The organism is Streptomyces sp. NPDC028928 (genome assembly GCF_055564915.1).
Genome location: NZ_JBVHVI010000012.1, coordinates 83,305 through 103,228, shown reverse-complemented (window position 1 = coordinate 103,228; position 19,924 = coordinate 83,305). Strand labels below are relative to the sequence as shown.

The following is a 19,924-nucleotide window of genomic DNA, read 5'->3' as shown; positions in this document are numbered from 1 at the left end:
CGGGTGGCCGCGCGAAGACGAGGGTGGGCGAGGACCATGGACGTGATGCCGCTGCTGTTGCTGGTGGCGGGCAGTGCCGCGGTGGCCGCGGCGGCCCGGCGCACGCCCGCGCCGGCGCCCCTGCTGCTGGTCGCGGTGGGACTGGCGGTCTCGTACATCCCCGGGGTGCCGTCCTACACCCTCGATCCGCACATCGTCCTGCCGCTGCTGCTGCCCCCGCTGCTGTACACCTCGGCGAGCGACAGCTCCTACCTCGACCTGCGGGCGCAGCTGCGGCCGGTGGCGCTGCTCTCGGTGGGCTATGTGCTCTTCGCGACCGTCGTCGTCGGCTGGGCCGCCTATCTGCTCGTCCCCGGTCTGTCGCTGACCGCCGCGCTGGTCCTCGGCGCGGTGGTGGCACCGCCGGACGCGGTGGCCGCGACGGCGGTCGCGCGCCGGGTCGGCCTGCCCTCCCGGATCACCACCATCCTCCAGGGCGAGTCCCTGCTGAACGACGCCACGGCGATCACCGCCTACAAGGTCGCGCTCGGCGCCGCCGTCGGCGAGGGGGCCACCTGGGCCGGCGGTATCGGCGAGTTCGCGCTCGCCGCGGTCGGCGGTGTCGGCGTCGGCCTCGTCCTCATGGCGCCCCTGCACTGGCTGCGCACGCACCTGACCGAGCCCCTGCTGCAGAACACCCTCTCGCTGCTGATCCCGTTCGTCGCCTACGGGGCCGCCGAGGGGGTGCACGCCTCCGGGGTGCTCGCGGTCGTGGTCGTCGCCCTGTACCTCGGCCACCGCGCGTGGGAGGTCGACTTCGCCACCCGGCTCCAGGAGGAGGCGGTGTGGAAGATGGTCGCCTTCGTGCTGGAGTCCGCGGTCTTCGCCCTGATCGGCCTGCAGCTGCCGATCGTCCTCAAGCGGCTCGGTGAGTACGAGGGCACCTCCGCCGCCTGGTACGCGCTCGCCGTCTTCGCGGTCGTGGTGGTGGCCCGGTTCGTCTGGGTCTACCCGGCCACCTTCCTGCCCCGGCTGCTGTCCGCGCGCATCAGGGAGCGCGAGGAGAACCCCACCTGGCGGGGTGCGATGGTCACCTCGTGGGCCGGCATGCGCGGGGTCGTCTCCCTGGCCATCGCCTTCGCGATCCCGCCGACCATGCCCGACGGTCCCCGCAACCTGATCCTCTTCCTGACCTTCACCACCGTCATCGGCACCCTCGTCGTCCAGGGCGTGACGCTGCCGCCCCTGATCCGGCTGCTGCGGTTCCCCGGCCGCGACCGGCAGGCCGAGACGCTCGCCGAGGCCAATGCCCAGGCGCAGGCCTCCCGGGCCGCCGAGGCCCGGCTGGACGACCTCCTCTCCGACGAGCGCAACGCCCTGCCGCCGCCGCTCGCCGACCGGCTGCGCATGGTCCTGGAGCGCCGCCGCAACGCCGTCTGGGAGCGGCTCGGCCAGGTCAACCCGATCACCGGCGAGTCCGTGGACGACACCTACCGCCGGCTGTCCCGCGAGATGATCGGTGCCGAACGCGAGGTCTTCGTCAAGCTCCGTGACCTGCGCTACATCGACGACGAGATGCTGCGCGCGCTGCTGAGACGCCTGGACCTGGAGGAGGCGGCGGCCTTCAGGGAGGCCCACTAGCGTTCCGGGGCGGCCGACCAGGGGGCGGCCCGGGGCTCCGGGAACGGCCGTCCCGTGACGACGGCGGCGATCGCCGTCCCGCGCGCGAAGGCGCCCTCCTCCGCCAGGGTGACGAGTCCGTACAGCAACTTGGCGACATAGAGACGTTCCACGGGCAGTCCGTGCCGCTGCTCGAAGTCCTGTGCGAACGCCTCCAGTTCCGGTGTCGTCCGGGCGTAACCGCCACAGTGGAAGCGGTCGTCCAGGGACCAGGTGCCGCTGCGGGCACCGAAGGCACGTTCCTGCAGGGTCTGTACGTCGGCTTCCAGGAAGCCGCCCTTCAGGACCGGCATGCCGAGCGCCCGCTGGCCGACCGCCAGCCCGGCGGCGAGTCCGGCGAGGGTGCCGCCGGTGCCGCAGGCGACCGCGACGACCTCGGCGTGGCCCCGCAGCTCCGCACCGAGGTCACGGCAGCCGCGCACCGCCTCCGCGTTGCTCCCGCCCTCGGGCACGACGTACGCGCCCTCGGCGCCGGCCGCGCGCAGGATCGCGGCCAGGGTCTCCGGCTCCGACTTGCGGCGGTACGTCGACCTGTCCACGAAGTGCAGCCGCATGCCGTCGGCCGCGCACCGGGCCAGGGACGGGTTGAGCGGGCGGTCCGCCAGCTCCTGCCCGCGGACCACACCCGTGGTGGGCAGGCCCAGCAGGCGGCCCGCCGCGGCGGTGGCCCGCAGGTGGTTGGAGTAGGCCCCGCCGAAGGTGACCAGCGCGCGGCCGTGCGCCGCCGCGATGTTCGGCATGAGCTTGCGCCACTTGTTGCCGATGACGTGGGGGTGGATGAGGTCGTCCCGCTTGAGCAGCAGCCGGATGCCGTGCCGCTCGAACCGGCTGTCCCGCACTTCCCGGAGGGGGGAGGGGAGACGGGGGCTGAGGGAGTCCGGGCTGGTCACGGTCTCATTGTCGCCCGGTGCGGGGGCTGGGCGGGACGGGGCGCCCGCCCGCGCCGGCCCCACCCCCTAGTCCTTCAGCCGCTCCCGCACCCGCTCCCTCAGCCACGACATCGTGAAGCCCCGCGGATCCACCTTCCCCGGCTGCCACTCCCGGTGGCCGATGACCGATCTCTCGGTCCAGCCGTGGGCGCGGCACAGCGCCGCGGCGACCCGCTCGATCGCGTCCAGCTGTTCCACCGGCCACGGGTCCTCCCCGTCGCCGAGGTTCTCGCACTCGAAGCCGTAGAAGTGCCGGTTGCCGTCGGTGTTCGCCTCGTTGTCCGGCGGCAGCCCCTTCTCGGCGATCACCGCGCGCAGCACCTCGTCGTCACCGAGCCCGGCGTGGTTGGCGCGGCCGTAGCCGACCAGGTGGACCGTGCCGTCCTTCGTGATCACACCGTGGCACAGCGGCCCCGGCAGATCGTCGTAGCCGTCGCGGCACAGCTCCACCGTGTGCTCGCTGCCCCGGGTCACCGAGTGGTGGATCATCACACCGTGGACGGGCCCCCAGGGGCCCTTGTGATTGCGGTTGTGGTGCTGCCAGTCGCCGACCTCGACGACCGTGACGCCCTCCGCCCGGAGCGCGTCCAGAAACCCGCTCGCCGACATGGGTGGGGCCATGCCCGACTCCTTCGTGCCGTGCCCGTCCGGCCGCCGATCGCGGCCGGATGTCCTGCCTGCTTCTACCGAAACCGGACGTCCCGGTACACATCGTTCGCATGGTGTGCGAGCCGATCCGGACAGCCGGCGCAGGCCGGGCGGGGGGGCGGACGGGCCGGGGCCGGTCTGGGCGGGCCTGGGCGAGGTCCCTCTTTGTGCCCGGTAATCCGATGATCCATTCCCGCTCTTTCGGGTAATGGCGCCACCACAGTCCGTGCTGGAAGGCTCGGACGCGAGACCGGTGCTCGTGCGCATCGGCACCGGGCATGACATGGGAGGCATTTCTTTATGTCGGTAGGCGAAGAGGTCCGCACGGATCAGGGCAGGCCGCAGCAGTCCCTCGGGACAGCGGCAGCGCGGAACCTGGCCACCACCACCAAGTCCGTTCCGCAGATGCAGGAGATCAGCTCCCGCTGGCTGCTGCGCACACTCCCCTGGGTCGACGTCCAGGGCGGCACCTACCGGGTGAACAGGCGGCTGACCTACGCCGTCGGCGACGGCCGCATCACCTTCGTGAAGACCGGCGACCAGGTCGAGGTCATCCCGAACGAACTGGGCGAGCTGCCGGCCCTGCGGGCGTACGAGGACGAGGAGGTGCTGACGGAGCTGGCCCGGCGCTGCCGTCAGCGCGACTTCGCTCCCGGCGAGGTGATCGCCGACTTCGGCAACCAGACGGACGAGGTCTACCTGCTCGCCCACGGCCGCGTGGAGAAGGTCGGCACGGGCCCCTACGGCGACGACGCCGTGCTCGGCGTGCTCGCCGACGGCGCCTACTTCGGCGACCAGGCGCTGCTCGACCCGGAGGCGATCTGGGAGTACACCGTCCGCGCGGACACCCCGACCACGGTGCTGATCCTCAGCCGCCAGGACTTCGAACAGGTCGCGGAGCGCTCCGACTCGCTGCGCGCGCACCTCGAACGCCTGCGCTCGATCCCCGAGCAGCGGACCAACAAGTACGGCGAGAAGGAGGTCGAGCTGGCGGCCGGCCACTCCGGCGAGCCCGACATCCCGCACACCTTCGTGGACTACGAGCCACGGCCCCGCGAGTACGAACTGAGCATCGCCCAGACCGTGCTGCGCATCCACTCGCGTGTGGCCGACCTCTACAACCAGCCGATGAACCAGACCGAGCAGCAGCTGCGGCTCACGGTCGAGGCGCTGAAGGAGCGCCAGGAGCACGAGCTGGTCAACAACCCGGAGTTCGGCCTGCTCAGCAACTGCGAGTACGACCAGCGGATCCAGCCGCACGACGGCGTGCCCAGCCCGGACGACCTGGACGAGCTGCTCAGCCGCCGCCGGGGCACCAAGCTCCTCCTGGCCCACCCGCGCGCGATCGCCGCGATCGGACGTGAGCTGAACAAGCGGGGACTGGTCCCGGAGACCATCGACATCGCCGGCAACCGCATCCCCACCTGGCGCGGGGTGCCGATCTACCCGTGCAACAAGATCCCGATCAGCGCGGCCCGTACGACCTCCGTCATCGCCATGCGTACCGGCGAGGCCGAGCAGGGTGTCATCGGCCTGAGGCAGTCCGGCATCCCGGACGAGATCGAGCCGAGCCTGTCGGTCCGGTTCATGGGCATCAACGAGCAGGCCATCATCAAGTACCTGGTGACGGCGTACTACTCGGCCGCCGTGCTGGTGCCCGACGCGCTCGGCGTGCTGGAGAACGTCGAGATCGGCCGGTGGAGGTGACGTCTCCGCACGTCGCGGCCGTGTCCCCGCCCGCCGGGGCGGGTAGGCCCTCCGGGTATGCGTCCGGCAAGGCCGGTGACGCCGGCCTGCGCGGACCTGACGAGGGGGAGGCATGGCCGAGTTCATGACGGAGACCGAAGAGCGTTCCTCCGGTGTGCCGCGTCCCGGCACAGCGGGGGAGCCGCCGGAGAAGACCGGGGAAGGCGCCGGCCCGGCCGACCCGCAGGAGGCGGCGGCACAGCTGGAGCGCACCCGTGCCCTGGTCGACCCGGAGCTGCGCGCGGCCGTGGAGTCGCTGCCCGGCTCCATGCGCCGGATCGGGCTGTACCACTTCGGCTGGCAGCACGCCGACGGCAGCCCGGCGGCGGGCAACGCGGGCAAGGCGATCAGACCGGCGCTCGTGCTGGCGGCCGCCGCCGCGCTCGGCGGACCGGCGGCCCGGACGGCGGCGGTCCGGGCCGCGGCGGCGGTCGAACTGGTCCACAACTTCACGCTGTTGCACGACGACGTGATGGACCGGGACACCACCCGCCGGCACCGGCCGACGGCCTGGGCCGTGTTCGGTGACACCGACGCGATCCTCGCCGGGGACGCCCTCCAGGCGCTGGCCCTGCGGCTGCTCGCCGAGGACCCGCACCCGGCCTCCGTCCCGGCCGCGGCCCGGCTCGCGGCCTGTGTCGTGGAGCTGTGCGAGGGCCAGCACGCCGACACCGACCTGGAGCGGCGCGCACCGGACGCGGTCGGCCTGGACGAGGTGCTCGCCATGGCCGAGGCCAAGACCGGCGCTCTGCTGGGCTGTGCCTGCGCGCTCGGCGCGCTGTACGCGGGCGCCGACGACGAGGACGTGGCCGCGCTGGACGGCTTCGGCCGTCAGGCCGGGCTCGCCTTCCAGCTGATCGACGACGTCATCGGCATATGGGGTGACCCGCGGCACACCGGCAAGCCGGCCGGCGCGGATCTCGCCGCCCGCAAGAAGTCCCTGCCGGTGGTGGCGGCGCTCACCTCCGGCACCCCGGCGGCGGCCGAACTCGCCGAGCTGTACGGCAGGCCGTACCGCGCGGAGGAGGCGGAGGCCGGGGAGATCGCGCGCACCGCGCTGGCGGTGGAGCGGGCCGGCGGCCGGGACTGGGCGCAGGCCGAGGCGGCCGACCGGATGGCCCGGGCCATGCAGGAGCTGGCCCGCGCGATCCCCGATCCCGAGGCGGCGGGCGGACTGCTGGCGCTCGCCGAGTTCGTGACCCGCCGCACCAGCTGACGGCCGCCCGTTCCGGCGGCCGGGAAGAACCCGGAGTCCCCGGCCCGTGCGGCTCCTGACCCCGCACGGTCACCGGGGACTCCGGCCTGTCCCCGCAAACCCCTTGCGTCACGACAAATGAAGTACTACAAATGAACCACTACAGTTGGAGCGAATGAAAAGAGACCCGCTTGCGCAAGCTCTCGTACGTCGTCGCCTGTTCGATCGACGGATTCATCGGCGACGAGCACGGTGACGGCTCCGCGATGTACCGCTTCCTGGACGAGGAGTTCCTGGACTACCTCAGGACGGAGTTGCCGGACGCCCTGCCCACCCACGTCCGCAAGGCGTTCGGCATCGATCACCTGGGGAACAAGCGTTTCGACACGGTCGTCCAGGGCCGGGGCAGCTACGACCTGGCCCTGCGGGAGGGCATCACCAGCCCCTACGGCCACCTGCGCGAATACGTCGCCTCCCGCACCCTCGGCGCCTCGCCCGACCCGAACGTCGAGATCGTCGCCGACGACCTGACCGGCCGCGTCCGCGCGCTGAAGGCGGAGGACGGCGGGCTCGACATCTGGCTGTGCGGCGGCTCGCGGATCGCCGGAGCCCTGCTCGAGGAGATCGACGAACTCGTCATCAAGACCTACCCGCTCGTCTACGGCAAGGGCATGCCGATGTTCGGCGCCGGTCTGGACCTCACGGAGTTCACCCTGGAGTCCCTGCGCACTTTCGGCAGCGGCGCGCTGGTGCGGACGTACGGCAGGAAGCGCTGAGGCCCGCGCCGACCTACCCTGAGGACATGGACAGCGAGGGACACGTCTGTCCCGTGTGCGGACAGCCCGTCGAGACGGTCGTCAAGCGGCACAAGACCCTGGGCGCCTGGGTGCCGGTCTGGGTCGCCGGTCCGTGCCGCAACCCCGACTGCGCGGCGTACGCCGAGCCCGGCCGGCCCAGCGACTCGGCCCGGGCCGCCGACTCCGCCCGGCCTGCCGGTTCCGAGCGGGCCGGCTCCGACCGACCTGCCGACTCCGACCCTGCCGGCGCCGACGCTCCCGCCGGAGCGCCGGTCCGGCCGGGTGACGGTGGTCCGGAAGACCCGTCGGCGGCGGGCGCGGAGAACCGCGCCCTCTGAAAACCGTTCAGGGGCCGTCGGGGGACGCCGTAGCGTGGGCCCATGCCGAAGCTGCCGTACATCGTCCACATCACCGAGCGCTCCCTGTGGGAGGCGGCGCGCGAACGCGGCGCGTACGAGATGTCCACCCGGGGCCGCACCCTTCAGGAGGAGGGCTTCATCCACTTCTCCACCCGCGACCAGCTCCCGCGCATCGCCGAGTTCCTCTACGGCGGTTACGACGGCCCGGACCAGCTGGTCGTCCTGGTCGTGGACCCGGCCCGGGTCGGGGCGCCGGTGAAGTACGAGGCCGCCGAGCCGGGCGGGGAGGAGTTCCCGCACGTGTACGGCCCCGTGCCGGTCGAGGCCGTGGTGGACGTGGAGAACTGGGGGTGACCTGGGGCTGACCTGGGGCTGACCCGAGGGGAAGCGGCTCTATCCGACGCCGGCCGGCAGGCCGCCCGTCTCCGGGTCGCGGCCGGTCAGGCAGTACGTGCCGCCGGCCGGGTCGCGCATCACCGTCCAGTGGGTGCCCTCCCGTACGGCGACGGCGCCCAGTTCCTCGTGCCGGGCGCGGACCGCGGCGGTGTCCGCGCAGGCGAGGTCCAGGTGAGCGGAGGCCGGGCGTTCCCCGTCCAGCCGCTGGAGCAGCAGCCGGTGCGGGAGGCCCGCCGGCGGGCGCAGCACGGCGAACTCCGGCCGGGAGCCCGCCAGCAGGTCCCAGCCGGTCAACCCGGCCCAGAACGCGGACTCGGCGTCGTACCGGGACGGCGGGATGTCGAGGCACACCTGGTCCAGGCGGCTGCCGGACACCACCGGTGGCCGTACCGTCTCGCCGTGCCAGGGCACGGCGCAGAACAACTGACCGCCGGGGGAGCGCAGTACGGCCCAGTCACCGTGGTCCGCCACCGGATCCGCGCCCAGTCGCCGGGCGAGCGCGATCAACTCCCGTACGTCCTCGGTGCACAGGTCGACATGGGCGCCGCCGTCGCCCTCGGTGACGCCCTGGAGCTTCACGCCCGGGTCCGTCCCCTCGGGCAGCAGCGTCACGAACTCGCCGTCGTCGCCCCGGAACGCGGACAGCCGGGTGCCGGTGGCGGCCGTCCAGAAGGCGCACGCGTCGGCGAGGCGCGCGGCGGGGCGGTCGGCGAAGGCGTAGGTCCAGCGGATCGTCATCCGGGGAGTGTAGGCGGGAAGTCCCCGGCGGACTCGGGGATTTCAGTCCGCGGGCCGCTCCAGGAAACGGAGCTGGTTGCCCGCCGGGTCCCGGAAGGCGCAGTCGCGGACCCCGTACGGCTGGTCCATCGGCTCCTGGAGGACGTCGGCGCCGGACTCCCGTACCCGCTCGTAGAGCGCGTCGCAGTCGGGCGTGGTGAAGATGACCCCGCGCAGCAGGCCCTTGGCGAGGAGTTCGTTGAGCGCCTGCTTGTCCGCGGGGGAGGCGTCCGGGCTCGCGTCCGGCGGCTCCAGGACGATCTCCACGTCCGGCTGGAGCGGGGAGCCCATGGTCACCCAGCGCATCCCCTCGAAGCCCACGTCGTTGCGGATCTCCAGACCGAGCACATCGCGGTAGAAGGCGATGGCCTTGTCGTGGTCGTCCACGGCGATGAAACATTGCGCGAGTTTCACGTCCATGGACTCACCCTAGAACCGGCGGGCGCACGGCGCTTCAGTACGGGCGGCGGCGGGGCCGGGTCAGCCGGCGGGCCACGCAGGGCGGGATCGCGGCGCTCTCCTCGTGGTCGCGGGCGCGGTAGGCGCTCGGCGTCTCGCCGACCAGCTCGGTGAACCGGGAGCTGAAGGAACCGAGCGAGGTACAGCCGACGGCCAGGCACACCTCGGTCACGGTGAGATCGCCCCGGCGCAGCAGCGTCTTGGCCCGCTCGATCCGTCGGGTCATCAGATAGCTGTACGGCGTCTCCCCGAACGCCTTGCGGAAGCTGCGCTGGAAGTGGCCCGGGGACATCAGCGCGTCACGGGCCAGCACGGTCATGTCGAGCGGCTCGGCGTACTCCCGGTCCATCCGGTCGCGCACCCGGCGCAGCCGTCTCAGGTCCTCCAGGGCGGTCATTGCCCCAGCTTCGCACAGGACCGGTCAGCCTCGACCGCGTCGCTGCGGCCGGCGACCCGGGCCCCACGACGACCACCCTCGCCCCGGACTGGCTCGCGGCCGACCCCACCCACTCCTCCGCCGGGGGCTGACGCGTCGGCCGGGCCGCTGCGGCCGGGCGGAAAAGACCGCACCCGGTCCGTCATGGACGCCGTGTGCGGCGGCCTGGGGACCGGGTGCGGGGAGGGAGACGCCGCGGTCAAAGCAACCGCGGGTCAGAAGGCGTGAGAAAGATCAGGCCTTCTTGGTCTCCCAGAAGATCTTGTCGATCTGGGCGATGTAGTCCAGCGCCTTCTGGCCCGTCGCCGGGTCGGTGGACGCCTTGGCGGCCGAGAGGGCCTTCAGGGCGTCGTTGACCAGCTGGTGCAGCTCCGGGTACTTCTCGAAGTGCGGGGCCTTGAAGTAGTCGCTCCAGAGCACGGAGACGTGGTGCTTGGCCAGCTCCGCGCGCTGCTCCTTGATGACGGTGGCGCGTGCCTGGAAGTGAGGGTCGTCGTTACCGGCCATCTTCTCCTGGACGGCCTTCACCGACTCCGCCTCGATGCGGGCCTGGGCCGGGTCGTACACGCCGCAGGGCAGGTCGCAGTGGGCGCTGACCTTGACCTTGGGGGCAAACAGGCGGGAAAGCATGGAGCATTCCTTCCTCGTGATCGTCTTCTCAGGTGCGACATTACTCCCTGGGGAAGGCGATTTCTCGGGTGCCCCCTAGGGCTTAGGACAAAAGTCCAGGGTGAGACTGAGACTGGTGGAGGAACGGACCGGGGAGGTGCCGGGGATGCCGGAGCTGTCGCAGGAGACCGAACGGGGGAGGGCCGGGGCGCCCTTCGGGATCGCCGAGGTGACGGGGCCGTCCATGGTGCCCACGCTGCACCACGGGGACCAGCTGCTGGTGCGGTACGGGGGTGTGGTCAGGCCCGGTGACGTCGTGGTGCTGCGCCATCCGTTCCAGCAGGACCTGCTGGTGGTCAAGCGTGCCGTGGAGCGGCGCGAGGGCGGCTGGTGGGTGCTCGGCGACAACCCGTACGCGGGCGGGGACAGCACGGACTACGGGGTGGTGCCCGAGGAGCTGATCCTCGGGAAGGCCTTGTTCCGGTTCCGGCCGGTCAAGACCGGTCAGCGGTCGCCGCTCGCGCTGCTGCGCTGGGCGCTCTCGGCGGCGAGGCCGCTGCTGCCCGACCGGTCGGCCTCCAGGCGCTTGCGGGCCCGGTAGGCGGCCACGTTGGCGCGGGTGGCGCAGCGGTCCGAGCAGTAGCGGCGGGAGCGGTTGGTGGAGGTGTCCAGGTAGGCGTTGCGGCAGGGGGCGGCCTCGCACAGGCCGAGGCGGTCGACGCCGTACTCGGTGAGGTGGAAGGCCAGGCCCATCGCCGCGATCGCCGCGTAGCCGGCGGTGGCGTTGGACGGGTGGTCGGCCAGGTGCATGTGCCACAGGGGGCGGCCGTCCTCGTCGCGGTGGTCGTGCCCGGAGATCTGCGGGCTGACCGGGAACTCCAGCAGCAGGGAGTTCAGCAGGTCCACGGCCAGCGTCTCGTCGCCCTTGTCGGCGGCCTCGAAGACCCCACGCAGCCTGGCCCGGACCGAGCGGAAGCGCGTGACGTCCGCGTCGGTGGCGCGGCGGGCCGCCGACGAGTTGTCGCCGAAGAGATCGCGGACGGCCTCGACCGTGGTCAGGGTGTCCTTCCCCCGGGCCGGTTCCTCGCTGTTCACGAGACGTACGGCGTAATCCGAGTAATAGGCCAGTTCCACTTGTAGTCCTTACGGGCGCGCATTATCGTCGGGTCTGCGGTCGGTAACAGCCGGTCGTGCTTCCAGGGTATTACGCGAACCGAGGGGAGTCGGAGTTCCATGACCACGAGTGCCGGAACCGACTGGGCAGCCTGGCAGGAGAGCTGGGACCGGCAGCAGGAGTGGTACATGCCGGACCGCGAGGAACGCTTCCGGATCATGCTCGACATGGTCGAGGCGTTCGTCGGTACGGCCCCGCGCGTGCTCGACCTCGCCTGCGGCACCGGCAGTATCACCGTCCGGCTGCTCCGCCGCTTCCCCGAGGCCACCAGCACCGGCGTCGACCTCGACCCGGCGCTGCTCGCCATCGCGCAGGGCACCTTCGAGGGCGACGACCGGGTCTCCCTCGTGACCGCCGACCTCAAGGACCCGGACTGGCCGGCGAAGCTGCCGTACGACTCGTACGACGCCGTACTGACCGCAACGGCCCTTCACTGGCTGCACAGCGAACCCCTCGCGGCCCTCTACGGTCAGGTCGCGGAGCTGGTCCGCGACGGCGGTGTCTTCATGAACGCGGACCACATGATCGACGACACCACGCCCCGGATCAACGCGGCCGAACGCGCCCAGCGCCGCGCCCGCATGGATCAGGCCAAGCGGGACGGCGCCCTGGACTGGGCCGACTGGTGGCAGCTGGCCGCCCAGGACCCGGTCCTCGGCGAGCCGACCGCCCGCCGCTTCGAGATCTACGGCGAGCACGCCGACGGGGACACGCCGCCGGCCGCCTGGCACGCGCGCGTCCTGCGCGACAAGGGGTTCGCCGAGGCTCGCCCGGTGTGGTGCTCGCCCTCCGACACGCTGCTGCTCGCCCTCAAGTAGGACCTCAAGCGGAGAGGGCGGTACGGGAAGCCCGTACCGCCCCTCTCTGTGTCGAGTCTCAGAGCACCTTAGACAGGAACGACTGCGTCCGCTCGTGCTGCGGGTTCGTCAGGACGTCCCGCGGGTTGCCGGACTCCACCACCACACCGTCGTCCATGAACACCAGGCTGTCGCCCACCTCGCGGGCGAAGCCCATCTCGTGGGTGACGACGACCATGGTCATCCCGGACTCGGCGAGGTCGCGCATGACGTCCAGGACGTCACCGACCAGCTCCGGGTCCAGGGCCGAGGTCGGCTCGTCGAACAGCATCAGCTTCGGGTCCATGGCCAGCGCCCGGGCGATCGCCACGCGCTGCTGCTGGCCGCCGGAGAGCTGCGAGGGGTAGTGCCCGGCCCGGTCGGCCAGGCCCACGCGCTCCAGCAGCTGCATGGCGCGTTCCCTGGCCTGCGTCCGGTTCACGCCCTTGACCTGCACCGGCGCCTCGATGACGTTCTCGACGGCCGTCATGTGCGGGAACAGGTTGAAGCGCTGGAAGACCATGCCGATGTCCCGGCGCTTCATGGCGACCTCGCGGTCACGCAGCTCGTACAGCTTGTCGCCCTGCTGGCGGTAGCCGACCAGCTCGCCGTCGACGTACAGCCGACCGGCGTTGATCTTCTCCAGGTGGTTGATGCACCGCAGGAAGGTCGACTTGCCGGAACCGGAGGGGCCGATGAGGCAGAACACCTCGCCCGGCTTCACCTCCAGGTCGATGCCCTTGAGCACCTCCACCTGGCCGAAGGACTTGTGGACGCCCTCGGCCTTGACCATCGGGACGGTGCTCTGCGGCGCCGCGTCCTGGGTCTTGCTCAGCTTGTCGGTCATGCCATGCCTCCCTTGGGCCGGCCCAGGGACAGCATGTTCGTCTTCACTTTCTGCCACGGCGTCGGCGGGAGCTGACGGCTGGAGCCGCGTGCGTAGTACCGCTCGATGTAGTACTGGCCCACGCTCAGCACCGAGGTCATGATCAGGTACCAGGCCGCCGCGAGGAAGTACATCTCCACCGGGGCACCGGAGTTCTGGCCGATGTCCTGGGCGTAGCGGAAGAGTTCGGGATACTGGACGGCCGCCACGAGCGAGGTCGTCTTCAGCATGTTGATCACTTCGTTGCCCGTCGGCGGCACGATCACGCGCATCGCCTGCGGGATGACCACCCGGCGCAGCGTCTTGCTGTGGCTCATGCCGAGCGCGTGGGCCGCCTCGGTCTGGCCCTCGTCCACCGCGAGCAGGCCGGCCCGGCAGATCTCGGCCATGTACGCCGCCTCGTTCAGACCCAGGCCGAGCAACGCCGTCAGCAGCGGCGTCATGAAGTTCGACCAGTAGTCCTTGTAGAACGGCATCAGGTTGATGTACTCGAAGACCAGGCCCAGGTTGAACCAGAGGAACAGCTGGACCAGGACCGGGGTGCCGCGGAAGAACCAGATGTAGAACCACGCGATGGACGAGGTCACCGGGTTCTTCGACAGCCGCATCACGGCGAGCAGGATGCCGCCGACGATGCCGATCAGCATCGACAGCACCGTCAGCAGGAGGGTCTTGCCGACACCGGTCATGATCCGGTCGTCGAAGAAGTAGTCCGGTACCGCGTTCCAGTTGATCCTGCCCTGGCCGAACGCGTAGATGATCGCGACGAAGATCGCGATGGCGATGACGGCGGAGACGTACCGCCCGTAGTGCCGGACCGGGATGGCCTTGATGGCCTCCGCGCCGGCCGGGGGCGTGTCCTTCGGCCCCGCCGTCTTGTCGATGTCAGTCACGGGTATTGCCTCTCAGTGGCCGCTGGCTGCCGCGGGTCACTTGCCGCCGTTGATCGCGGACTCCTTGACGGCGCCGTCCTGGGCGCCCCACTTCTCGAGGATCTTCTGGTACTCGCCGTTCTTGATGATCGCGTTCATCGCGGCCTGGAGGGCGTCCCGCAGCTGCGTCTCCGTCTTGGAGACCGCGATGCCGTACGGGGCCGCCTCGACCTGGTCGCCGACGACCTCGAAGTCCTTGCCGCCGCCGGAGGTCTTCACCGCGTACGCGGCCACCGGGAAGTCGGCGGACACGGCGTCCGCGCCGCCCGAGCGCAGCCGGGTCTGGGCCTGCTGGTTGTCGTCGAAGGCCTCGATGGCGAGCTTCTTGCCGCTCGGACACTTCTTGGCCTGCTGCTTGGCCAGGTCCTCCGAGGTGGTGCCGCGCTGCACGGCGAGCTTCTTGCCGCACAGGTCGTCCCAGGTGGTGATGCCCTTGGTGTCGCCCTTGCGGGTGTAGATCGACACACCGGCGGTCAGGTAGTCGACGAAGTCGACGCCCTCGCCGACCTTCTTGCCGGTGTCGGGGTCGACGCCCTCCTGACGGTTCTTGTTGTCCGTCATCGCCGACATCGCGATGTCGTAGCGGTCCGAGCGCAGACCGGTGAGCAGGGCGTCGAAGGTGCCGTTCTGGAACTCGAACGTCACCCCGAGCTGCTTGCCCAGCGCCGCCGCCAGGTCCGGGTCCAGGCCGACGACCTTGCCGGTGGAGTCCTTGTACTCCACGGGGGCGTAGGCGATGTCCGAGCCGACCCGGATCTTGCCCTTGCTGCGGATCTCCTGGGGGAGCTTGTCGGCGAGCGGTGCGCTGCTGGTGGACGCGCTGCCGGAGTCGTTGTTCTTGTCCTTGGTCTGGTCACCGCAGCCGGTGATCAGCAGGGCCCCTGCGACCGCGATCGCACCGGCCGCGGCCAGACGGGAGCGCGCTGCGGTCGTACGACGGGTGGAGCTTGCGGTCATCGTGGTTCCTCCGGCGGAAGCGAAGAGTTGCCGATGGGTCGACGGAAACACACACCTTCGGGTGTCGCGACCTCGTGGGTTTACGGCATCTTGCCATTCGGACTACGCCATTCAGGGGAGTCGCTATGTCAAAATCGGATAACGGGTGACCCCCCGAACCGGATCAGGTCGGTACATCCTTGGTCCCCACCGGCGAACATCTGCGGGAATCCAGCGCTCCGGCCGGAAAATCTTCGGCGCGTCTCACCATGTGATCACCCGCCCTCCGGGCCCCATCGGTCGGCCTTGGGCGTTTTCGCGCCGTTCCGGTCCGTCGGCCGCGCGTCACCTGCGTGTCGCTTTGCGGTTCCGGGATGTGACCTTGCACCTAATGGACTCGTCCTGGGCACCGTCCGTCCGGTAAGAAGGTTCTTTACACCCCTCATCCGGGGCTCAGGGCGCGTGTGCGGCGCGCCCGTCGCGTATGAGCTCGTACGTATCCGCAATCGAGCCGTACGCGGTGCCCGCCCACCCCTCACCAGGAGTGGTCGACCCTCAAACCATGCATACCTAAGGGGTAAAACAAAGTGGCAGCGGAGATCGTCAATCCTCGCAGCGACGGCACAACGGATCAGGACGGCGGGGCCGAGCCCCTCGATTCCTTCGATCCGGTGTTCGCGCTGCACCGCGGCGGCAAAATGGCCGTGCAGGCCACCGTGCCGGTCCGTGACAAGGACGACCTTTCCCTCGCGTACACGCCCGGCGTCGCTCGCGTGTGCACCGCGATCGCGGAACAGCCGGAGCTGGTCAACGATTACACATGGAAGTCGAGCGTGGTCGCCGTCGTCACCGACGGTACGGCCGTGCTCGGACTCGGGGACATCGGTCCCCAGGCCTCCCTCCCCGTCATGGAGGGCAAGGCGATCCTCTTCAAGCAGTTCGGCGGCGTCGACGCGGTGCCGATCGCGCTCGACTGCACCGACGTGGACGACATCGTCGAGACCGTCGTCCGGCTCGCTCCCTCCTTCGGCGGAGTGAACCTGGAGGACATCTCGGCACCCCGGTGCTTCGAGATCGAGCGCCGGCTCCAGGAGCGCCTGGACATCCCGGTCTTCCACGACGACCAGCACGGTACGGCCGTCGTGACGCTCGCGGCGCTGCGGAACGCGGCCCGGCTGAGCGGGCGCGAGATCGGGCAGCTGCGGGCCGTCATCTCGGGCGCCGGCGCGGCCGGTGTCGCCATCGCCAAGATGCTGGTCGAGGCCGGCATCGGGGACGTGGCGGTCGCGGACCGCAAGGGTGTCGTGTCGGCCGACCGCGAGGACCTGACCCCGGTCAAGCGCGAGCTGGCCGGCTTCACGAACAAGGCCGGCCTCACCGGCTCGCTGGAGGACGCCCTCGCGGGCGCGGACGTCTTCATCGGCGTCTCCGGCGGTACGGTCCCGGAGGAGGCCGTGGCCTCCATGGCCGAGGGCGCCTTCGTGTTCGCGATGGCCAACCCGAACCCCGAGGTGCACCCGGAGGTCGCGCACAAGTACGCGGCCGTCGTCGCCACCGGGCGCTCGGACTTCCCGAACCAGATCAACAACGTGCTGGCCTTCCCCGGGATCTTCGCGGGCGCGCTGCAGGTGCGGGCCACGCGGATCACGGAGGGCATGAAGATCGCCGCCGCGGAGGCGCTGGCCGCGGTGGTCGGCGACGATCTCGCCGCCGACTACGTGATCCCGTCGCCGTTCGACGAGCGGGTCGCCCCGGCCGTCACCGCCGCGGTTGCCGCCGCTGCTCGGGCCGAGGGCGTCGCCCGTCGCTGACGCTGCACCGAATGGCCCCGTCCGTATGGGCGGGGCCGTTTTTTTGCCCGCGCGCCCGCCCGAGCGGGTGACGGCGAGGTGCGCTCCGGGGCGCCGGCGCGGTGCTGCGCCGCATGGGTGCCGATGCGCAAGAGGGCATGTGTCACAGGGGGCCCTGGTTCCCCCGGCTGCACCGTGCACTTATCGTCGGCACCATGTTCGCTGTCTACGCCGCCCGAATCGACCGCGACCAGCCGCTCACCGGCCTCGAGTTGGGGGAGCGTCCGGCTCCCGAGGCCCGTCCCGGCTGGAGCACCATCACGGTGCGGGCCGCTTCCCTCAACCATCACGACCTCTGGTCCCTGCGGGGCGTCGGCCTCCCGGAGGGCCGGCTGCCGATGATCCTCGGCTGCGACGCCGCCGGTGTCGACGCGGACGGCAACGAGGTCGTCCTGCACTCCGTCATCGGCCAGACCGGCCACGGCGTCGGCCCCGACGAGCCGCGCTCCATCCTCACCGAGCGCTACCAGGGCACCTTCGCCGAACAGGTCGCCGTGCCGACGTGGAACGTGCTGCCCAAGCCGAAGGAGCTGTCCTTCGCCGAGGCCGCCTGTCTGCCGACCGCCTGGCTGACCGCGTACCGGATGCTGTTCACCAACGCCGGTGTACGACCCGGTGACTCGGTCCTCGTGCAGGGCGCGGGCGGCGGTGTCGCCACGGCCGCGATCGTCCTCGGCAAGGCGGCGGGGCTCCGGGTCTTCGCCACCAGCCGGGACGAGGCCAAGCGGAAGCGGGCCCTGGAGCTGGGCGCGGTGGAGGCCGTGGAGCCCGGGGCGCGGCTGCCGCAGCGGGTGGACGCCGTCATCGAGACCGTGGGCGCCGCCACCTGGTCCCACTCGGTGAAGTCCCTGCGGCCCGGCGGAACGCTCGTCATCTCCGGTGCCACCAGCGGGGACCGGCCCTCGCACGCCGAGCTGACCCGGATCTTCTTCCTCGAACTGAAGGTGGTCGGCTCCACCATGGGCACCAAGGACGAGCTGGAGGACCTGCTCGCCTTCTGTGCCGCGACCGGGGTCCGGCCTGTTATCGACGAGGAGTTGCCGCTGGACCGGGCCCGCGAGGGCTTCGAACGGCTGGCGTCCGGGGAGCAGTTCGGGAAGATCGTGCTCACCAATTCCTGAGCTCCCCGGCTACGACCGGAGTTCGGTCGGGTGTTTGGTCGGGTGTTTGGTCGGGAGTTGGGCTGAGAGGCGGGTCCGGGGTACGGGCCCGCCTTTCGCTTGGCCGGCTTGTCAACTGTGGTTGACGGGCGGGGTCTGTCAACCTAGATTGACATCATGAGTGAGGCAACCGATCTCGCCGAGCGCGCCGGTGACCGGGATCCGCGGGTCGGGCTGCGGGCCGTGGCCGCGCTGCGCCGGCTGCTGGAGCAGCTGGAGGCGGTACAGGTGCGCAGTGCGCGCAATCAGGGCTGGTCGTGGCAGGAGATCGCCGCGGAGCTGGGTGTCAGCAGGCAGGCCGTGCACAAGAAGTACGGGAGGCGTTGATGTTCGAGCGGTTCACCAAGGACGCCCGGGCGGTGGTCACGGGAGCGGTCGAGCACGCGCGGAGCGGCGGGGCGCGGACGGTCGGTGCCGAGCACCTGCTGCTCTCCCTGCTCGACCGTGAGGGCAGCCGGGCCTCGTTCGCACTGGCCGCGCTCGGGCTCGCGGAGCCACGGGAGCGGGAGCCGGTACGACGGGCCGTGCGCGAGGCGCGGCGCCGGGCGGGGCTGACCCGGGCCGACGCGGAGGCGCTGGCGGGGCTGGGGATCGATGTGTCGGAGATCGTGGCCCGGGTGGAGGAGGTGCACGGGGTCGGTGCGATGTCAGGTGACCTGGAGGAGCGGGGGCGGCTCGCGGGGCGTCGGCCGACCTTCGGCCGGGCGGCCAAGGATGTGCTGGAGAGGTCCCTGCGGGTGGCCCTCGCCCGGCATGACCGGCGCATCGGGGACGAGCATCTGCTGCTGGCGTTGACGGTGGTGCCGGGGGTGGCGGGGGAGGTACTGGCCGACCACGGGGTGACGTTCGAGTCGGTGACGAGGGTGTGCCCGCCCGCCGAGGCGGCTCGCTCGGCCGGGGAGTGAGCCGGCCGGGGTCCCGAGCGTGGGCAGGACCCCGGCCGCCGGGCGCCTTGCCCGCCCACCCGGAGTGTTCGGCTCCCCCGGCTCCCCGGCTCGTTCGGCTTGTTCGGCTTGTTCGGCTTGTTCGGCTGGAGGGTGGGCGGGGCCCGGCGCGGGCCGTGGGTCAGCGGGCGGGGGTGTGGAGTATGGCCGCGATGCGGGCGGCGGCTGTGGACAGGTGCCGGCGGGCCTCGCGGAGCTGGGTGGGGCTGACGCCGTGGTCGCGGGCCGTGTCGCGGATGTCGTCGCGGAAGCGGTCCAGCAGGCGGTCCAGGTCGCGGGCCGGGTCGCCGGTGGACTCCTCGTGGGCCCAGGAGGGCTCGTACTCGGCGGGGAAGTCCTCCGGGGCCGAGGTGTAGTGGACGTCCGAGGCGGGGGCAGGCCCGGATGTCTCGTCGGTGGGGTGGGCGAAGCCCCAGTTGCCGCCGAACCCCTTACCGGCGTCCTTGCCGAAGTCCCTCCCGAACTCGCCGAAGTCCTTGGCCAGTTCCGTCAGGCCCTCGCGCAGGCCGGTCGGCCAGTCGCCGCGGGTGAAGTGGTCCTGGACCCGGTCCTGAACACGGCGGGCGATGCGCTGGATCTCCTCCTGCGCCTGGGCCCGCGCCCGTGCCTGCGCCTCCTGGGCCTGACGGCGGGCCCGCTGGGCCTCCTCGCGGGCCCGGCGGCTCTCGTCCTTGGCGCGCCGTGCCTGCTCCTTCCACTCCTGCTTGACCCGGCGCATCTCCTCCTTGGCGGCCTTCCACGCCTCCTGGTCGCTCGGCTCGCCGTACTCCCCGTAGGAGGGCTCGCCTCCGGTGCCCTGCGCGCCCCGGCGGGCCTCGGAGGCGGCGGCGCGCACCTCGCGGCGCAGGTCGCCGGCCGCGCCGCGAACGTCGGCCCTTATCTCGGCGGCCAGTTCCGCGACCGACTCGCGGATCTCCAGCTCCAGGTCGGCCAGCTCGCCGCTGCGGTCGGCCAGTTCGGCGCGGCCGGCGTCCGTGATGGCGTACACCTTGCGGCCGCCCTCGGTGGTGTGCCGGACCAGGCCCTCCGCCTCCAGCTTGGCCAGGCGGGGGTAGACCGTGCCGGCGGAGGGGGCGTAGAGGCCCTGGAAGCGCTCCTCGAGGAGTCTGATCACCTCGTAGCCGTGACGCGGGGCCTCGTCGAGCAGCTTGAGGAGGTACAGACGGAGGCGGCCGTGGGCGAAGACGGGAGGCATG

The 19,924-nt window shown here is 71.4% G+C and carries 23 protein-coding genes; 12 read left to right on the top strand and 11 right to left on the bottom strand.

From position 1 onward, the window contains the following. Positions 1-36: 36 nt before the first annotated feature. On the top strand, positions 37-1,620 hold the full coding sequence (locus ACZ4U1_RS27480) for a Na+/H+ antiporter (protein ID WP_467906830.1): 1,584 nt from the start codon (positions 37-39) through the stop codon (positions 1,618-1,620). On the opposite strand, the gene ACZ4U1_RS27475 is transcribed toward ACZ4U1_RS27480, so the two are convergent. Both ACZ4U1_RS27475 and ACZ4U1_RS27470 read right to left on the bottom strand, forming a co-directional pair. Further along, positions 1,617-2,549 (bottom strand): 1-aminocyclopropane-1-carboxylate deaminase/D-cysteine desulfhydrase, encoded by a 933-nt coding sequence (locus ACZ4U1_RS27475; protein WP_467906828.1) that lies wholly within the window; start codon positions 2,547-2,549, stop codon positions 1,617-1,619. The genes ACZ4U1_RS27480 and ACZ4U1_RS27475 overlap by 4 nt on opposite strands. Before the next feature lie 66 nt (positions 2,550-2,615). Beyond that, positions 2,616-3,209, bottom strand: a complete 594-nt coding sequence (locus ACZ4U1_RS27470; RefSeq protein ID WP_467906826.1) for an N-acetylmuramoyl-L-alanine amidase — start codon at positions 3,207-3,209, stop codon at positions 2,616-2,618. 327 nt (positions 3,210-3,536) lie between these two features. Here ACZ4U1_RS27470 and ACZ4U1_RS27465 point away from each other — a divergent pair, with 327 nt between their 5' ends. The 5 genes from ACZ4U1_RS27465 (at position 3,537) to ACZ4U1_RS27445 (ending at position 7,687) form a co-directional block, all read left to right on the top strand. After that, on the top strand, positions 3,537-4,943 hold the full coding sequence (locus tag ACZ4U1_RS27465; protein WP_467906824.1) for a family 2B encapsulin nanocompartment shell protein: 1,407 nt from the start codon (positions 3,537-3,539) through the stop codon (positions 4,941-4,943). A 112-nt stretch (positions 4,944-5,055) separates the two neighbouring features. Further along, positions 5,056-6,198, top strand: coding sequence for a family 2 encapsulin nanocompartment cargo protein polyprenyl transferase (locus ACZ4U1_RS27460; protein ID WP_467906822.1), 1,143 nt, complete (start codon positions 5,056-5,058; stop codon positions 6,196-6,198). A gap of 170 nt (positions 6,199-6,368) precedes the next feature. Continuing rightward, entirely contained in the window at positions 6,369-6,953 is a 585-nt protein-coding gene (locus ACZ4U1_RS27455; RefSeq protein WP_467906820.1) for a dihydrofolate reductase family protein, read from the top strand. Between the two features lie 26 nt (positions 6,954-6,979). Continuing rightward, positions 6,980-7,312, top strand: a complete 333-nt coding sequence (locus ACZ4U1_RS27450) for a hypothetical protein (protein WP_467906818.1) — start codon at positions 6,980-6,982, stop codon at positions 7,310-7,312. 42 nt (positions 7,313-7,354) lie between these two features. Further along, a complete protein-coding gene (locus tag ACZ4U1_RS27445) occupies positions 7,355-7,687 on the top strand; it encodes a DUF952 domain-containing protein (protein WP_467906816.1) in 333 nt (110 codons plus the stop codon). A gap of 39 nt (positions 7,688-7,726) precedes the next feature. On the opposite strand, the gene ACZ4U1_RS27440 is transcribed toward ACZ4U1_RS27445, so the two are convergent. From ACZ4U1_RS27440 to sodN, 4 genes are all read right to left on the bottom strand, one after another. Next, positions 7,727-8,467 (bottom strand): VOC family protein, encoded by a 741-nt coding sequence (locus ACZ4U1_RS27440; RefSeq protein WP_467906815.1) that lies wholly within the window; start codon positions 8,465-8,467, stop codon positions 7,727-7,729. A gap of 42 nt (positions 8,468-8,509) precedes the next feature. Beyond that, positions 8,510-8,926, bottom strand: coding sequence for a VOC family protein (locus ACZ4U1_RS27435; protein ID WP_467906813.1), 417 nt, complete (start codon positions 8,924-8,926; stop codon positions 8,510-8,512). A gap of 34 nt (positions 8,927-8,960) precedes the next feature. Continuing rightward, a complete protein-coding gene (locus ACZ4U1_RS27430; protein ID WP_467906811.1) occupies positions 8,961-9,362 on the bottom strand; it encodes a helix-turn-helix transcriptional regulator in 402 nt (133 codons plus the stop codon). Positions 9,363-9,635: 273 nt separating this feature from the next. After that, entirely contained in the window at positions 9,636-10,031 is a 396-nt protein-coding gene (sodN, locus tag ACZ4U1_RS27425) for a superoxide dismutase, Ni (protein ID WP_030339082.1), read from the bottom strand. Positions 10,032-10,176: 145 nt separating this feature from the next. On the opposite strand from sodN, the gene sodX reads away from it, so the two are divergent. Further along, positions 10,177-10,611, top strand: a complete 435-nt coding sequence (gene sodX / locus ACZ4U1_RS27420; protein WP_467907037.1) for a nickel-type superoxide dismutase maturation protease — start codon at positions 10,177-10,179, stop codon at positions 10,609-10,611. Here the strand turns inward: sodX and ACZ4U1_RS27415 are convergent. Then, positions 10,515-11,144, bottom strand: coding sequence for a CGNR zinc finger domain-containing protein (locus tag ACZ4U1_RS27415; protein ID WP_467906809.1), 630 nt, complete (start codon positions 11,142-11,144; stop codon positions 10,515-10,517). The two genes, sodX and ACZ4U1_RS27415, sit on opposite strands and share 97 nt — an antisense overlap. 99 nt (positions 11,145-11,243) lie before the next feature. Here ACZ4U1_RS27415 and ACZ4U1_RS27410 point away from each other — a divergent pair, with 99 nt between their 5' ends. Further along, entirely contained in the window at positions 11,244-12,002 is a 759-nt protein-coding gene (locus ACZ4U1_RS27410) for a class I SAM-dependent methyltransferase (protein WP_467906807.1), read from the top strand. Between the two features lie 58 nt (positions 12,003-12,060). Here the strand turns inward: ACZ4U1_RS27410 and ACZ4U1_RS27405 are convergent, their stop codons facing one another. The 3 genes from ACZ4U1_RS27405 to ACZ4U1_RS27395 are packed head-to-tail and all read right to left on the bottom strand — an operon-like array spanning position 12,061 to position 14,795. Continuing rightward, complete coding sequence (locus tag ACZ4U1_RS27405; RefSeq protein WP_467906805.1) at positions 12,061-12,867, bottom strand: amino acid ABC transporter ATP-binding protein; 807 nt, start codon at positions 12,865-12,867, stop codon at positions 12,061-12,063. Further along, positions 12,864-13,799 carry an amino acid ABC transporter permease gene (locus tag ACZ4U1_RS27400; RefSeq protein WP_467906803.1) on the bottom strand — a complete coding sequence of 312 codons (936 nt, stop codon included), beginning with the start codon at positions 13,797-13,799 and terminating at the stop codon, positions 12,864-12,866. Before ACZ4U1_RS27400 ends, ACZ4U1_RS27405 begins: the two co-directional genes overlap by 4 nt. A gap of 36 nt (positions 13,800-13,835) precedes the next feature. Further along, positions 13,836-14,795: an ABC transporter substrate-binding protein gene (locus ACZ4U1_RS27395; protein WP_467906801.1), complete on the bottom strand. Its 960-nt coding sequence runs from the start codon at positions 14,793-14,795 to the stop codon at positions 13,836-13,838. A 566-nt stretch (positions 14,796-15,361) separates the two neighbouring features. On the opposite strand from ACZ4U1_RS27395, the gene ACZ4U1_RS27390 reads away from it, so the two are divergent. The 4 genes from ACZ4U1_RS27390 to ACZ4U1_RS27375 all read left to right on the top strand — a co-directional run bounded on the left by ACZ4U1_RS27390 (position 15,362) and on the right by ACZ4U1_RS27375 (position 18,689). Then, positions 15,362-16,585 carry an NAD(P)-dependent malic enzyme gene (locus tag ACZ4U1_RS27390; RefSeq protein WP_467906800.1) on the top strand — a complete coding sequence of 408 codons (1,224 nt, stop codon included), beginning with the start codon at positions 15,362-15,364 and terminating at the stop codon, positions 16,583-16,585. Positions 16,586-16,779: 194 nt separating this feature from the next. Next, on the top strand, positions 16,780-17,745 hold the full coding sequence (locus tag ACZ4U1_RS27385; RefSeq protein ID WP_467906798.1) for a zinc-binding dehydrogenase: 966 nt from the start codon (positions 16,780-16,782) through the stop codon (positions 17,743-17,745). Between the two features lie 156 nt (positions 17,746-17,901). After that, the gene (locus ACZ4U1_RS27380; protein WP_030339104.1) at positions 17,902-18,111 is read left to right on the top strand and encodes a helix-turn-helix domain-containing protein; all 210 of its coding nucleotides are present in this window, start codon (positions 17,902-17,904) and stop codon (positions 18,109-18,111) included. Further along, a complete protein-coding gene (locus ACZ4U1_RS27375) occupies positions 18,111-18,689 on the top strand; it encodes a Clp protease N-terminal domain-containing protein (RefSeq protein WP_467906796.1) in 579 nt (192 codons plus the stop codon). Before ACZ4U1_RS27380 ends, ACZ4U1_RS27375 begins: the two co-directional genes overlap by 1 nt. 160 nt (positions 18,690-18,849) lie before the next feature. Here ACZ4U1_RS27375 and ACZ4U1_RS27370 read toward each other — a convergent pair whose 3' ends face one another. Further along, on the bottom strand, positions 18,850-19,923 hold the full coding sequence (locus tag ACZ4U1_RS27370) for a PadR family transcriptional regulator (protein ID WP_467906794.1): 1,074 nt from the start codon (positions 19,921-19,923) through the stop codon (positions 18,850-18,852). Position 19,924: the final 1 nt, after the last annotated feature.

What these genes read in the sequence shown, in the direction of transcription:
- ACZ4U1_RS27445 (WP_467906816.1), top strand. Translation starts at nt 7,355, where the DNA reads ATGCCGAAGCTGCCGTACATCGTCCACATCACCGAGCGCTCCCTGTGG.
- sodN (WP_030339082.1), bottom strand. Translation starts at nt 10,031, where the DNA reads ATGCTTTCCCGCCTGTTTGCCCCCAAGGTCAAGGTCAGCGCCCACTGC.
- ACZ4U1_RS27465 (WP_467906824.1), top strand. Translation starts at nt 3,537, where the DNA reads ATGTCGGTAGGCGAAGAGGTCCGCACGGATCAGGGCAGGCCGCAGCAG.
- ACZ4U1_RS27410 (WP_467906807.1), top strand. Translation starts at nt 11,244, where the DNA reads ATGACCACGAGTGCCGGAACCGACTGGGCAGCCTGGCAGGAGAGCTGG.
- sodX (WP_467907037.1), top strand. Translation starts at nt 10,177, where the DNA reads ATGCCGGAGCTGTCGCAGGAGACCGAACGGGGGAGGGCCGGGGCGCCC.
- ACZ4U1_RS27470 (WP_467906826.1), bottom strand. Translation starts at nt 3,209, where the DNA reads ATGGCCCCACCCATGTCGGCGAGCGGGTTTCTGGACGCGCTCCGGGCG.
- ACZ4U1_RS27370 (WP_467906794.1), bottom strand. Translation starts at nt 19,923, where the DNA reads ATGCCTCCCGTCTTCGCCCACGGCCGCCTCCGTCTGTACCTCCTCAAG.
- ACZ4U1_RS27460 (WP_467906822.1), top strand. Translation starts at nt 5,056, where the DNA reads ATGGCCGAGTTCATGACGGAGACCGAAGAGCGTTCCTCCGGTGTGCCG.
- ACZ4U1_RS27440 (WP_467906815.1), bottom strand. Translation starts at nt 8,467, where the DNA reads ATGACGATCCGCTGGACCTACGCCTTCGCCGACCGCCCCGCCGCGCGC.
- ACZ4U1_RS27380 (WP_030339104.1), top strand. Translation starts at nt 17,902, where the DNA reads ATGAGTGAGGCAACCGATCTCGCCGAGCGCGCCGGTGACCGGGATCCG.
- ACZ4U1_RS27385 (WP_467906798.1), top strand. Translation starts at nt 16,780, where the DNA reads ATGTTCGCTGTCTACGCCGCCCGAATCGACCGCGACCAGCCGCTCACC.
- ACZ4U1_RS27450 (WP_467906818.1), top strand. Translation starts at nt 6,980, where the DNA reads ATGGACAGCGAGGGACACGTCTGTCCCGTGTGCGGACAGCCCGTCGAG.
- ACZ4U1_RS27395 (WP_467906801.1), bottom strand. Translation starts at nt 14,795, where the DNA reads ATGACCGCAAGCTCCACCCGTCGTACGACCGCAGCGCGCTCCCGTCTG.
- ACZ4U1_RS27430 (WP_467906811.1), bottom strand. Translation starts at nt 9,362, where the DNA reads ATGACCGCCCTGGAGGACCTGAGACGGCTGCGCCGGGTGCGCGACCGG.
- ACZ4U1_RS27480 (WP_467906830.1), top strand. Translation starts at nt 37, where the DNA reads ATGGACGTGATGCCGCTGCTGTTGCTGGTGGCGGGCAGTGCCGCGGTG.
- ACZ4U1_RS27435 (WP_467906813.1), bottom strand. Translation starts at nt 8,926, where the DNA reads ATGGACGTGAAACTCGCGCAATGTTTCATCGCCGTGGACGACCACGAC.
- ACZ4U1_RS27405 (WP_467906805.1), bottom strand. Translation starts at nt 12,867, where the DNA reads ATGACCGACAAGCTGAGCAAGACCCAGGACGCGGCGCCGCAGAGCACC.
- ACZ4U1_RS27375 (WP_467906796.1), top strand. Translation starts at nt 18,111, where the DNA reads ATGTTCGAGCGGTTCACCAAGGACGCCCGGGCGGTGGTCACGGGAGCG.